12 protein-coding genes and 1 other RNA gene are annotated in these 12,993 nt (G+C 71.1%); 5 read left to right on the top strand and 8 right to left on the bottom strand.

What is annotated here, in order from left to right; translation table 11 throughout:
- Positions 1-67: 67 nt before the first annotated feature.
- From ACFHNC_RS02785 to ACFHNC_RS02775, 3 genes are read right to left on the bottom strand one after another with little or no spacing between them, the layout of a single operon-like run.
- Positions 68-1,924, bottom strand: coding sequence for an extracellular solute-binding protein (locus tag ACFHNC_RS02785; RefSeq protein ID WP_437167678.1), 1,857 nt, complete (start codon positions 1,922-1,924; stop codon positions 68-70).
- A 43-nt stretch (positions 1,925-1,967) separates the two neighbouring features.
- Positions 1,968-2,750 (bottom strand): histidinol-phosphatase, encoded by a 783-nt coding sequence (gene hisN / locus ACFHNC_RS02780; protein ID WP_437167691.1) that lies wholly within the window; start codon positions 2,748-2,750, stop codon positions 1,968-1,970.
- The gene (locus tag ACFHNC_RS02775) at positions 2,747-3,277 is read right to left on the bottom strand and encodes a c-type cytochrome (RefSeq protein WP_437167677.1); all 531 of its coding nucleotides are present in this window, start codon (positions 3,275-3,277) and stop codon (positions 2,747-2,749) included. Before ACFHNC_RS02775 ends, hisN begins: the two co-directional genes overlap by 4 nt.
- Positions 3,278-3,487: 210 nt before the next feature.
- Here ACFHNC_RS02775 and ACFHNC_RS02770 point away from each other — a divergent pair, with 210 nt between their 5' ends.
- Positions 3,488-4,363, top strand: a complete 876-nt coding sequence (locus tag ACFHNC_RS02770; protein ID WP_437167676.1) for a prephenate dehydratase — start codon at positions 3,488-3,490, stop codon at positions 4,361-4,363.
- Positions 4,364-4,387: 24 nt separating this feature from the next.
- Here the strand turns inward: ACFHNC_RS02770 and ACFHNC_RS02765 are convergent, their stop codons facing one another.
- The 3 genes from ACFHNC_RS02765 to nudC are packed head-to-tail and all read right to left on the bottom strand — an operon-like array spanning position 4,388 to position 7,048.
- Complete coding sequence (locus tag ACFHNC_RS02765) at positions 4,388-5,764, bottom strand: hypothetical protein (protein WP_437167675.1); 1,377 nt, start codon at positions 5,762-5,764, stop codon at positions 4,388-4,390.
- A gap of 58 nt (positions 5,765-5,822) precedes the next feature.
- The gene (locus ACFHNC_RS02760) at positions 5,823-6,122 is read right to left on the bottom strand and encodes a phosphoribosylamine--glycine ligase (protein ID WP_437167674.1); all 300 of its coding nucleotides are present in this window, start codon (positions 6,120-6,122) and stop codon (positions 5,823-5,825) included.
- Positions 6,119-7,048, bottom strand: coding sequence for an NAD(+) diphosphatase (gene nudC / locus ACFHNC_RS02755; protein ID WP_437167673.1), 930 nt, complete (start codon positions 7,046-7,048; stop codon positions 6,119-6,121). Before nudC ends, ACFHNC_RS02760 begins: the two co-directional genes overlap by 4 nt.
- Before the next feature lie 168 nt (positions 7,049-7,216).
- Here nudC and ffs point away from each other — a divergent pair.
- From ffs to recR, 4 genes are all read left to right on the top strand, one after another.
- Positions 7,217-7,309: signal recognition particle sRNA small type (gene ffs, locus ACFHNC_RS02750), an RNA gene on the top strand.
- Between the two features lie 53 nt (positions 7,310-7,362).
- Positions 7,363-9,294, top strand: coding sequence for a DNA polymerase III subunit gamma/tau (locus ACFHNC_RS02745; protein WP_437167672.1), 1,932 nt, complete (start codon positions 7,363-7,365; stop codon positions 9,292-9,294).
- Positions 9,295-9,300: 6 nt separating this feature from the next.
- Positions 9,301-9,642 carry a YbaB/EbfC family nucleoid-associated protein gene (locus ACFHNC_RS02740; RefSeq protein WP_437167671.1) on the top strand — a complete coding sequence of 114 codons (342 nt, stop codon included), beginning with the start codon at positions 9,301-9,303 and terminating at the stop codon, positions 9,640-9,642.
- A 159-nt stretch (positions 9,643-9,801) separates the two neighbouring features.
- Positions 9,802-10,398, top strand: a complete 597-nt coding sequence (gene recR, locus ACFHNC_RS02735; RefSeq protein ID WP_437167670.1) for a recombination mediator RecR — start codon at positions 9,802-9,804, stop codon at positions 10,396-10,398.
- A 61-nt stretch (positions 10,399-10,459) separates the two neighbouring features.
- Here the strand turns inward: recR and ACFHNC_RS02730 are convergent, their stop codons facing one another.
- Positions 10,460-12,016, bottom strand: a complete 1,557-nt coding sequence (locus tag ACFHNC_RS02730; RefSeq protein WP_437167669.1) for a D-aminopeptidase — start codon at positions 12,014-12,016, stop codon at positions 10,460-10,462.
- On the bottom strand, positions 12,016-12,927 hold the full coding sequence (locus ACFHNC_RS02725) for an EamA family transporter (protein ID WP_437167668.1): 912 nt from the start codon (positions 12,925-12,927) through the stop codon (positions 12,016-12,018). Before ACFHNC_RS02725 ends, ACFHNC_RS02730 begins: the two co-directional genes overlap by 1 nt.
- Positions 12,928-12,993: the final 66 nt, after the last annotated feature.

The raw sequence follows: 12,993 nt of genomic DNA, 5'->3' as shown, positions 1-12,993 counted from the left end.
CCCCCCCCCCCCCCCCCCCCCCCCCCCCCCCCCCCCCCGGGCCACAAACGCAGCACTCCCATAGCCACTACAGCGTCCGCCGGGCTTCGGTCAGGGCGCGTTCCTTGGCGGGGTCGATCCACCAGGTTTCGAGGCCGAGGCCGTAGCGCGGGTTGCGTTCGGGGCGGCCGAATTTGTCCCAGAAGGCGATGCGGAAGCTGCGGGTGTGCCAGTTGGGGATCATGAAGTTGTTCCACAGCAGCACGCGGTCCAGTGCGCGGGTGCGGGCGATGAGTTGGTCGCGGTCCGGTGCGCTGATGACGAGTTCCACCAGCTCGTCGATCGCCGGATCGCTGATGCCGGCGACGTTGCGGCTGCCATTCTCCCGCGCCTTGGCGGAGGAGAAGAAGTCCCGCTGTTCGTTGCCGGGGGAGAGCGACTGGCCGATGACGTCCACGGTCATGTCGAAGTCAAAGGCGTCGGTGCGGGTCTGGTACTGCGCCGGGTCCACGGTGCGGACGCGGACGGACATGCCGATGCGTTCCAGTGCCTGAACATAGGGCAGGGCGATGCGTTCGAAGGTGGCGCCTTGCAGCAGGATCTCGAATTCGAAGGGCTGGCCCTGCGGCCCGACCAGGCGGCGGTTCTGCACGCGCCAGCCGGCGGCCTGCAGCAGGCGGAGCGCGTTGCGGATGCCCTCGCGGTTGTTGCCGGAGCCGTCGGTGACGGGAAGCTTGTATTCGGTGGTGAAGACTTCCTCCGGCACGCGGCCGCGAAAGGGTTCAAGGATCGCGAGTTCGGCGCCTGTCGGCAGGCCAGATGAAGCCAATTCGGAATTGGAGAAGTAGCTCTGTGTGCGGGTGTAGCTGCCGAAGAACAGGTTGGCGTTCATCCATTCATAGTCGAACAGCTCGATCAGCGCGCGGCGCACGCGGGCATCCTGGAACAGCGGCCGGCGCAGGTTCATGGCGAAGGCCTGCATGCCGGTCGGCAGTTCGTGGCGCACCTCGTCCTGCTTCGCCAGGCCGCGGCGCATGGCGGGGAAGTCGTAGCCGGTCGCCCAGTCGCGGGCGCTGTTTTCCGTGCGGAAGTCGATCTGCCCGGCCTTGAAGGCTTCCAGCGCCACGGTGGTGTCGCGGAAATATTCGTAGCGCTGCACGTCCCAGTTCTGCGTGCCCTTCTGGGTCGGGATGTCCTTCGCCCACCAATCCGGCACGCGGCGATAGACCAGGCTGCGCCCGGCGTCGAAGCGCTCCAGCCGGTAGGCGCCGGAGCCGAGCGGCGGGTCCAGCAGCGGGCGGGCGAAGTCGCGACCCTCCCACCAATGGGCGGGCATCACGGGCATCTGGCCGAGGATCAGGCCGAGTTCGCGGTTCTCATTGCTGCGGAAGCGGAAGGTCACGCGGCGCTCGGAGTCAGCCACCACCTCCGTGACGTCGCCCCAATAGGACCGGAAGAAGGGGCGGCCATGGGTGCGCAGCGCGTTGAAGGTGAAGACGACGTCGGCGGCGGTGACGGGGCGGCCATCATGCCAGCGGGCGGCCGGGTTCAGCTCGAAGCTGATCGCCATGCGGTCGGCCGGCAGGTCGATCCATTGCGCGAGATAGGGGTATTCGCTGCTCGCCTCATCGGTGCTGTTGGACAGCAGCGTGTCGTAGAGCAGGCTCAGACCGACGGCGGGGGTGCCGCGCAGGATGTATTGGTTGAAGCTGTCGAACGACCCGATCGCGGTCAACGCAATCTCCCCGCCCTTCGGCGCATCGGGGTTCACCCAGGGGAAGTGGGTGAAATCCGCGGGCAGCGCGGGTTCGCCCAGCAGGGACAGCGCATGGGTGCGTATCGCCTCACCGGGCGCGGCGGAACCGCCGGCGGGCGTTGCGGCATGCAGGGCGCTCGGCGCGAGGCCGAGGGCGGCGGAAAGGGTCAGCAAATCGCGTCGGCGCATAGCCGCTATGTTGGGGGTTCCGCCCCGCCACCGCAACCGCGGCTCAGCCGGTTAGCAGGCGGGTCGCTTCCGGCAGCAGGGCGGCATCGCCGAGGGCCAGCACGGTGCCGTCGCCATCCAGGCGCAGCGGGCGGCCGGCCCAGTCGGTGCAGGTGCCGCCGGCGCCCTGGATCACCGGCACCAGCGCGGCCCAGTCCCAGGGCTTCATGGTGGCATCCACCACCGCATCCACCAGGCCGAGCGCCAGCAGGCCATAGGCGTAGCAATCGCCGCCCCAGGTGGTGCGGCGCGCGGCCGCCTTCACGGCGGCGAATCGGGGGGCGGAGTCGGCATCGAACATGTCGGGGGAGGTGCAGGAGAGTTCGGCCTCCACCAGCCGTGCGCAGGGCCGGCAGCGCGGGGTGCCGCCGAAGCCGGAGCGGAAGGTGGTGGGCTGGCCCGCCACGCCGATCCAGCGTTCCCCGGTTGTCGGCTGGTCGATCAGCCCGAGCACGGGGGTGCCCCGGTGCAGCAGGCCGATCAACGTGCCGAATAGCGGGCGGCCGGTGACGAAGGCGCGGGTCCCGTCGATTGGGTCCAGCACCCAGACCCATTCGGCGTCCGGGTTGGTGTCCCCGTATTCCTCGCCGATCACGCCGTGGTCGGGGTGGCGTTCGGCGAGCAGCGCCCGGATGGCGCGTTCCGCAGCCCGGTCGGCTTCGGTGACCGGGCTGGCATCGCCCTTCGCTTCCACCAGCAGGGCGGAGCGGAACAGCGGGCGGATGACGGCGCCCGCTGCCTCCGCGGCGGCTTCCGCCGTCGCGAGGAAGTCAGCCGCGCCGCTCAGGGCAGCGGTGCCGGCTCTGCGGACAGGGAGCGCAGGTAGGCGATGACGTCCGCGCGCTGGCCGATGTTGGACATGCCGGCATAGGCCATGCGCGTGCCCGGGATGGCGGCGGAGGGGCGCAGCAGGAAGGCGTTCAGCGACTCGTAATCCCAAGGTTCGGCGGCCTTCGCCCGCAGCGCGGCGGAGTAGTTGAAGCCCTCGACATGGGCGTGCGGCCCATTCACCACGTTCCACAGATTCGGGCCGATACCGTTGTTCCCGCCCTGGTTGAAGCTGTGGCAGGAAGCGCAGGCGCGCTGGGCGACCTGGCGGCCGGTATCGACATTGGCAGCGGCCAGCAGCGGGCCGATCGGCTGCGGCGCGGCGGCTGCGGCGGGCGCAGCGGCGGGCGGCGGCGCGGCGACGGCCAGCGCGCTGGTCTCCAGCCGCTTCGGATGCACGATGGCGCCGCCGATCACGCCCGAGACCATGAAGACCACGCCTGCGGTCAGGACCGCGGCGAACACCTTGTTGACTTCCAGACTCATCCTGGAGTGCACCCTTCCGAAGCGCCGCTGCGGGCTGCCACAACCGGGCCACCGCAAGGCCAACATGAAAAACAGGCCGTCGCGGCGGGCTCGCGCCGCTTGCGGCGGGCTTGCGCCGGTTTCGGCCTGCCGTAAAACCTGCCAGACAATATAGGCGCCGGCGGTTAACGACAACCCGCACGGATGCCGCCCGCAGGACCTTCGCACCCCATGCCCCAAGCCACTTCCGGGATGCCCTCTGGCATCATCGCCTTCCAGGGCCTGCCGGGCGCCTATTCGGACCTCGCCTGCCGCCAGGCCTATCCCGGCTGGACCACCCTGCCCTGCGCCTCCTTCGAGGCGGCGATCGCGGCGGTACGCGAAGGGCGCGCGGGCCTGGCCATGCTACCTTGCGAGAATTCGCTGGCCGGCCGCGTGCCGGACATCCACCGCCTGCTGCCCGATAGCGGCCTGCATGTGGTGGGGGAACACTTCGAGCGGGTGGAGCATTGCCTTCTCGCGCCGAAGGGCGCCTCGATCGCCACGCTCAGGCGCGCCCACAGCCACCCGGTGGCGCTGGGCCAGGTGCTGAACCTGCTCAAGGACCTGAACCTGCAGCCGGTGATCGAGGCCGATACCGCCGGCGCCGCCAGCCTGATCGCGGAACGCGGCGGGGTGGAGGATGCGGCGATTGCCAGCGAACTGGCGGCCGAAATCTATGGCCTTGAGATCCTGCGAAGGAATGTTGAGGACGCGGCGCACAACACCACGCGCTTCTATGTCTGTTCCCTGACGCAGCTCGCGCCGCCCTTCGAGGCCGGGGATTGGGTGACCAGCTTCGTCTTCCGCGTCCGCAACATCCCGGCGGCGCTGTACAAGGCGCTGGGCGGCTTCGCGACCAATGGCGTGAACATGACCAAGCTTGAAAGCTACATGGTCGGCGGCGCCTTCACCGCGACGCAGTTCCTGGCCGATGTCGATGGCCGCCCGGATGAGCCGGGCCTGGCGCGGGCGCTGGAGGAATTGTCCTTCTTCTCCGCCGATCTCCGCATCCTCGGCACCTACCGCGCGCACAAGCTGCGGCTGGCGCAGCGCGAGGGGAATTAGCCCCGCGCGGCTCCGCCGCAGGACTCAGCGCGGCTCCGCAGCAAGGGTCAGCACAAGATCCGGCTCAGGCCCGAGCGCAGCCTCGGGCCGGGCGATGTGCAGCGCCTCGCTGATCACGCATTCCGCGACCATCCGGCGCAGCCACCAGCCGATCCGGGTGGGTTCCGCGCTGCCGCCGAGGCCCGGCTCGGTCAGCACCACAACCCGCCACGGAAGCGGCGCGGCTGTGGTGGACCAGGCTTCCAGCCCCGGCAGGTCCGGCCCCATCGCGCGCGGTGCCGGCAGGTCGGCGAACAGCCCCTCAGGCAGCGCCGGTTCCGTCTCCGCCACCGAGACGCCAAGGAAGGCCTGCCGCCCCGGTGCCGCGGAGGCCGGCAGATCCCGCCGCGGCAGCGCGGCGAGATCAGCGCGGGCGAGCAGGTTGGCGGCGCGGACGAGATCCGTCGTCGCCCGCGGATACCGCAATTGCAGCACCGCCAGCAGGGTGGCCAGCAGCGCCACGCAACCCTCCACCGACAGGCTGCACCCATCCAGGCGCCACAGCGTGGCCAGTTGCGGCTGGCGGGCGAAGGCGTGGCGCAGCGGCACCCAATCCCGCGCCAGCAGCGGCCGCGAGGCCGCCAGATCCTCCAGCGCCGCAAGACCCGGCGCGGGCACGCCACCGAGCAAGGAACCGCGCGCCGGCACCAGCAGGTGCAGCACCGGCCGCCCCGCCGCCTCGGCCAGCCGCGCCAGGGCCTGCATGGGTGCCAGCGGCGGCGGCAGTGGGGGGTCCGGGTCCGGACCGAGCATGGGCAGGACAGGGGCGACCGGCGCCGGCGGCTGGGCCATGGTTGACGGTGGCGGCGACGGGACGGAGGACGCCGGTGCTGCCCGCACCGGCTCCGGCCGTTCCCCCGGCGCCGGCGGCCGCGGCACCCAGCCCGGCGCGGACCAGGCGGCTTGGGGAGCGGGCGGGGAACGTGGTGGTTGGGCAGGCGGTGGTTGGGAAGGCTCGGGCGGCGGGGGGTGAGGCGGTGCCTCTGGCATTGCCTCCGCCGTCGGCTGGGTCGTCGGCTCCCAGCCCGCGGCGCCTTCCAGTTGTTCGCGCATCCGCCGGGTCATCACCAGCGTGGTGGCCGCCTGGTGGCCGGCCAGAAGGGCCCGCACCCGCACCCGGCCTTCCAGGAAATCCTCCGGCGCCAGCGGCATCGGGGCGCGCAGGCGGAAACCGGGGTTGCCATCGTCGCGGGTCACATCCGCGGTGCATTCGGCCAGCACCTCCAGCCCGCGCATCAGCCGGATCACCGGCCGCGCCGCGCGGTCCTTCGGGTCCGCCGCCCAACCCACCACCACCTGGCCATCACGCAGCGCATCGAGGAAGCCGACCAGGCCACGGGATGGCGGCGCGGCGCCACTCACAGCCCGTAATCCTGTGCGAACCGCGGCTCCGCCGGGCAGAGAACGCCGCACGCCACGGTCAGAAGCCCGGCTGGCGCAACGGTTCGACTCCACCACCACGGGCCAGGCCGCGGCGTCGCAGACAGTCGGTGAAGGCGCGGCTTTCGGCGGCGCGGCGCGCCTGGTCGAAGCGTTCCTCGCTGCTTGGCAGGCCGATCACCACACGGCGGGACTGCGCCGCCACCCCCGGCGCCTGCCGCGCCTCCGCCCGGCATTCGGCATGGGTGGGGCTTTCGGCCGCCACCGGTCCAGGCGCCGCGCGGCCACCGCAGCCGGCCAGCAGCAGGATCGCGGCGAGGGACGAAACGAAGATTCTCATGCGTCCTGCTCCAGCCAATCCTCGATCAGCCGGCGCGCGATGGAATCGACGCGCGGCAGGGAAAATCCATGCGCCGCAGGGTCGCGGAGCTGTTCGCGCGTGAACCAGCGGGCGTCCTTCAACTCCTCCGGGTCGATGTGGATCTCGTCCGACAGGCCCTCGGCATGGAAGCCCAGCATGATGCTGGCGGGGAAGGGCCAGGGCTGGGAGGAATGGTACAGCACATCCCCCACCTCGATGGCGGCTTCCTCCATCACCTCCCGCCGCACCGCTTCCTCCAGGCTCTCGCCCGGCTCCACGAAGCCCGCGAGGGTGGAATACATCGCCACATTGGGGAAACGGTGCGAATGGCCCAGCAGGCAGCGGCCGTTCCGCACCACCAGCATGATGACAGCCGGGTCGGTGCGCGGAAAATGCTGGGCGTTGCAGTTGGTGCATTGCATGGCGTTGCCGGCACTGCGCGGCGCGCAAGTGTGGCCGCAGACGCCGCAGAAGCGGTGCCGGGTGCGCCAATGCATCAGCCCGCGCGCATGGGCCAGCACCGAGGCCTCCCCCGGCGGCAGCAGGCCGGCCACCTGGCGGAGGTCGGTGAAGCCGCCCATGCCTTCGGGCAGCAGCGGCAGCGGGTCCTCGGCGGCGGAGCAATCCACCGCGAAAACCGGGCGCTGCTCCCACATCCCAAGAAAAGCCCAGGGGCCGCCGGCCATCCGGACGGCCTCCGCCGCGCCGCCGGTCAGCAGCACGGCCTCCGGATGGCCATCCTCGACCCCCTTCATCAGGCTGCGACTGCGCCAGACCGGGGCGAACAGGGTCTCGGGATCGGCAAGCGCCTGGGCGATCCAGTCGGCATCGTCCCGGCGGGTGCCCGCACGGTCGAGCGGGCTGCCGGTATAGGCATTGGGGCGGCTGGCGGGGACGGAGAGCATCAGGGCGGACCCTGCCACGCGGCTGTGATGGGGGCAACTGAGGGGGCGGCGGGGGAGGAAGGCCGGGGAGAAGGTATTCTCCCCGGACCCCTCATCTATTTTTGGGATTTGGTCCGACGCCGGGGGGGCATTGCCCCGGAGCGACCGAGGCCCGATATTAGGGGTGGAAGGTCGGCGACGGACGTGCTCCTCGCCAACCCGGTCAGGTCCGGAAGGAAGCAGCCGTAACGAGTTCTCGCGCGGGTCGCCCGCCGATCTTCCACCTTTCCCGCGGCCCTGGCATCCGGGCCCCACGTTCCCCGGACAGCGCCCCGATGACCAGCGACATCTTTGGCGACCCCGTTGAACAGGACCTGCCCGAGCCGCCGCAGGACGGGCCGGGGCTGTTCGGCGACCCGGCACCGGCCGCGCCCGCACCTGCCTCGCCGCCTGCCCCCGTCCAGGCCCCCGCCGGCACGCCTTATCGGGTCCTCGCCCGCAAATACCGCCCGGCCACCTTCGCCGATTTGATCGGGCAGGAGGCGCTGGTCCGCACGCTGCGGAACGCCTTCGCACAGGGGCGGGTGCACCACGCCTTCATGCTCACCGGCGTCCGCGGCGTCGGCAAGACCACCACCGCCCGCATCATCGCCCGCGCGCTGAACTGCATCGGGGTGGACGGCACCGGCAAGCCGACGCCGGAACCCTGCGGCGTGTGTTCCGAATGCCGCGCCATCCTGGCCGACCGCCACCCGGACGTGCAGGAACTGGATGCCGCCAGCAACAACGGCATCGACGATGTGCGCGAACTGCGCGAACGCCTGCGCTTCCGCCCCGCCCAGGGCCGCTTCAAGGTCATCATCCTGGACGAGGTCCACATGATGTCCAACGCCGCCTTCAACGCGCTGCTGAAGACGCTGGAGGAACCGCCGCCGGATGTGAAGTTCATGCTGGCGACGACGGAACTGCGGAAGGTGCCCACCACCATCCTGTCCCGCTGCCAGACGTTCCGCCTGGCCCGCGTGCCCCAGGAGACGCTGCGGACGCATTTTTCCCGGATCTGCGACCTCGAATCCGTGCCGGCGGAGGCGGAAGCGCTCGCCATGGTCGCCCGCGCGGCGGATGGCTCCGTCCGCGATGGCCTGTCCATCCTCGACCAGGCGATGGCGCTGGCGGGTGGCGAGAAGGTCACCACCGGGCTGGTCACGGAAATGCTGGGCCTGGCGGATCGGGGCCTCGCGATCGACCTGATGGAAGCGCTGATGGCAGGCGACACCGCGGCGGCGCTGGCGCTGTCCGAGGGCGCGCATGCCCGCGGAACGGACCCGGCCGTGGTGCTCTCCGATCTGCTGGAACTCGTCCATCTGCTGTCCCGCATGAAGACCGTGCCGACGCTGAAGGACGACCCGGCCCTGCCCGAGGCCGAGCGCACCCGCGGCGCCGCGCTGGCGGAGAAGCTGGCGATCCCGGTCCTCGCACGCGCCTGGCAGATGCTGCTGAAGGGGCTGGCGGAGGTGGCGCAGGATGGCGTCAACCGCCGCGCCGCCGCCGAGATGGTGCTGATCCGCCTGGCCCATGTGGCGGACCTGCCGACCCCGGGCGACCTGGTGCGCCGCCTGACCGAAGCCGGCCCCGCCACCGCCGCGCCCAGCCCCGCACCCACGGGCGGCGGCGGCGGGCTGCGTGCCATTGCGGGTGGCGGCGCGGCGCTCGCCATGGCCGCGCCTGCCCCGGTTGCGGCACCCGCTGCCGCACCGGCTCCGATGCCGTCCAGCTTCCGGGAGATCGTGGCGCTCGCCTCCGGCCGGAAGCCCAGCCTGCACGCGCATCTGCGGCTCAATGTGCATCCGGTGCGGATCAGCCCCGGCCGCATCGAGATCCGCCCCCGCCCGGAAGCCCCGCGCGACCTGGCGCAGCAGATCACGGCCCTGATGCAGGAGGCGACTGGCACGCGCTGGACCGTCTCCCTGGTGAATGAGGGCGGCGAGCCGACCCTGGCCGAACAGGGCAAGACGGCGGAAGCCGACCGCCTGGCCCTGGCACAGACCCACCCGCTGGTGCAGGCCGTGTTAGCCGCCTTTCCGGGGGCGCGGATCGAGGCGGTGCGCGATGCCTCGCTGGATGCCTACGGCCTGGCCCCCGCCATGGCGGCCGACCTGGCCGCCGCCGAAGATGGCCGCGACTTTGCCCCGCCCGATGCCGAATCGGCCGGGCTGGACGATTTCCACGCCGGGCCCGGCGATGATGACCTTTCGCAGGAGGATTGAGACCCCATGAAGAACCTCGGCAACATGCTGAAGCAGGCGCAGCAGATGCAGACCCGCATGCAGGAAATGCAGGCGCGGCTGGAACAGACGGAAGTCGAAGGCGGCGCGGGCGGCGGCATGGTGAAGGTGTTGCTCTCCGGCAAGGGCGATTTGCGCCGCGTCTCCATCGACCCGTCCCTGATGGTGGCCGATGACCGGGAGGTGCTGGAGGATCTGCTGGTCGCCGCCCATGCCGACGCCAAGCAGAAGGTGGAGGCGACGATGGCGGAGGAAATGCAGAAGGCCACCGCCGGGCTGGACATTCCGGGCGGGCTGGGCGGCCTCGGTGGCCTCAAGCTGCCATTCTGACAATCCCCACCACGTTGCTGCGCCACGCGGCGGGGGCCCCGGAATGGTGTTGATCCTCCGGGGTTGGTCGCCCTGCCCTGGCAAACCCACGGCAGGTTTCCGGCGGCAGCGATGAACACGGCAGCCCTGGCGCGTGCACGCGGATGATGGGTCTGAGGCATGTCTGACCGCGACCCGATCGAGCATCTGATCGCCCTGCTCTCGCGCATCCCCGGCCTCGGCCGGCGGAGCGCCAGGCGGGCGGCGCTGCGGATGCTGATGCGGCCGCAGGAGACCATGCTGCCGCTGGCCGAGGCGCTGTCGGCCGCCGCGCGCGCCGTCAGGCCCTGCGAAAGCTGCGGCAATTTGGACGCAAGCTCCCCCTGCAGCATCTGCCGCGACCCGCGGCGCGACCGGCATCTGATCTGCGTGGTGGAGGGGGTGGCTGATCTCTGGGCGCTGGAACGCGCCCATGCGCATCAAGGGCTGTACCATGTGCTCGGCGGCGTGCTGTCGCCGCTCGGCGGGGTGGGGCCGGAGGATCTGTCGATCAGCCCCCTGCTGGCCCGTATCGCGGCGGACGGGGTGGAGGAGGTGATCCTCGCCTTGCCCGCCACGGTGGATGGCACGGCAACGGCGCATTACGTGACGGACCGGTTGCGGCCCGCCGGCGTGGCGGTGACACGGCTGGCGCAGGGCGTGCCGATGGGCGGCGCGCTGGATGTGCTGGATGAAGGCACGCTGGCCGCGGCGCTACGGTCCCGCCGGCCAGCTTGATATGTTCTGACGCATTTTCCGAGTCGTCAGGCGAATCCGCCTGACTTGAAAATGCTTGGGCCTACCGGTCCCCGATGCGCGCATAGTCGAGACCCCGCGCGAGCCAGCACCCCGCCGTGACCCCCGCCACGCGACCGGCGGCGTCGCGGCGGAAGGCGAGGGTCCAGTCGCCGGGCGGGGTGTGGTCCAAGGCGCGCCAGCAGGGCAGCGCCCAGAGGTCCGGGCTGATCGGGTCCAGCAATTCCATCCGCCCCTGGCCGAGGAAACCCGAAAAGCCGCCATAGGGCGGGCCGCCGGAATCGCTCACCAGCAGATCGGCGTCGAGTTCCGCGCAGCGGTAGCGGCCGGCGATGTCGGCTGGCGCCTCGCCTTGGCTGGGGATGAGCAGGCTGGCCTGGTTCTCCTGCGGCCGGTCCATCCACAACCCTTGCGGCGTCGGGCGCAGGCGGGTGCGGCCATTACCGGCGCTGCCATCGGCGTGAAGGTCCAGCCGTTCCGCGCCATGGCCGAAGCGCAGCCGCACCACGCCGGGGGCGGCGTGATCGATCCGCGCCGTCAGGCCGGTCTGCGGTTCCTGATAGGCGCCGAGCCAATCCGGCGCGGGCAGGGTTGCATCGGCCAGCGGCGGCTGCGCGCCGAGCAGCGCGGCCAGCGCCTCCATCGCCGCGGCATTGGCGTCCGACAGGTGGTTGAACATCACCACCACGGAGATGCGGTGCGCCGGCGCGTAAAGCCGGTGGCTGCGCCAGCCGCGCAATGCGCCGCCATGGCCGAGGATAGGCGTGCCGAAGGCCTCGCCCCGGCCGAGGCCGAAGCCATAGGGCGCGGCGGCACCATCGGCGAAGGCGACCGGCACGGAAAGGCGGGCGTGCAGGCTGGCTGGGTCGTCGCGCGTCGCGTCGATATGGCGTTCCCAGGCGATCATGTCGTCCAGGCTGGCGCCGAGGCCAGCATCGCCGGTCCAGATCACGCGGTTCTCGGCGGCGCGGAAGCCGGTGGCGTGGGTGCCCTCATAGCCCTCGGTGCCGTCGGGCATGGCGCGCGTATCCGCGGACAACATCGCGGTTTCCATGCCGACACGGTCGAAGATGCGGGTGCGCAGCAGGTCGGCGAAGGATTCGCCGGTGACGTCCTGCAAGGCGTCCGAGATCAGCCGGAAGTTCTGGTTGCAATAGGCATAGCGGGTCCCGCGGGCGAAGTGCAGGCTGGTGGTGCCGGCGATGACGCGCGCGGACTCCACATCCCCGAAGGCGGATTCCGCCGGCGCACCGTGCAGCATGGCGACTGCCCAGTAGTCGCGCAGGCCGGATTGATTGTGCGCGAGGTGCCGCGTGGCCGGCGCTGCCTCGCCCAGCAAAGGCAGGCGCGCGCGGATGGCGGCGTCCAGCGCTTCCGGCGCGCCGACTGCCTCCAGCATCGCGCCGCAGGTGAATTGCTTGGTGATGGAGCACAGGCGGAACAGCGTGCGCGGGGTGAAGGGAATGCGCCGCTCGGCATTCGCATAGCCCCAGGCATGGCGCGCCAGCACCTCGCCCTGCCGCAGCACGGCGATGGCGCCGCCGGGGCCGGGGTAGCGGCGCGGCAGGTCGCGCAAAACCTGGTCGAGGCGATCGGACATCAACGGCTTCCCCACAGGACCAGCACCACGCCGGCCACCACGATCAAGGCGCCGATCACATCGGCACGCGTCGCCTTCTCCCGCAGATAGAAGCGGCTGAAGGCGAGGGTGAACAGGATCTCCACCTGCCCCACCGCGCGCACCAGCGCCACCGGCGCCAGCGCGAAGGCGGAGAACCAGCAGGCGGAGCCCATGGCGGACAGCGCCCCCACCTGCGCGCTGTCCCGCCAGGTGGCGAAGACGGCGCGGAACTGCGTCGGCTCCTTCCAAGCCAGGTAGCTGCCCTGCATCAGCGTCTGCAGCGTATTGGTGATGACCAGGATCAGTAGCGCCTTGAAGATCACGTCGGAGCCCGGCATTTCCTGGTTTGCCATCTTGATCAGCACGCCGGTGACGCCGAAGCAGAAGCCGGCGCCGATGCCGCACAAGGCCGCCGGCTGCGTCACCCCGCGCAGCAGCTCCGCCGGGCTGGTGCCGCGCCCGGCGAGCGACAAATACAGCACGCCGCCGACGCCGACCGCGATGCCGACCCAGGAGAACAGCGACAGATGCTCGTTCAGCAGGAGCGTCGCGACGATGGCGGCCTGCATCGCCTCGGTCTTGGAATAGGCGGTGCCGACCGCGAAGTTGCGATGGCCGAAGGCCATGATGAGCAGGTTGGTGCCGAGGATCTGCCCGAAGCCACCAATGGCGCACAGCGCCAGCACCGCCCAGCTCAGCGACGGCAGCGTGCCGCCGAAGATCGCGAAGTAGAGGCCGAAGATCAGCAGCCCCACCGGCAGGCCATACAGATACCGCACCACCCCGGCCGCATTGACGGAAAGCTGCCCGCGCAGCTTCTGCTGCTGCGCAGTGCGCCAGCACTGGAACAGCGCCGCGGAGACGGTGAAGCCGATCCAGCCGGGGATCATTCCTTGCCCTCAGGTGCCGGGCGGCCCCTCCGGGGCCTTGGCTCGCCGGACTGCCGGCGGGCCGCC

The sequence above is a fragment of the Falsiroseomonas sp. E2-1-a4 genome, assembly GCF_051433165.1.
GTDB lineage: Bacteria > Pseudomonadota > Alphaproteobacteria > Acetobacterales > Acetobacteraceae > Falsiroseomonas.
Note: the sequence above shows the minus strand (reverse complement) of the source record. Positions and strands in the feature narration are given on the sequence as shown.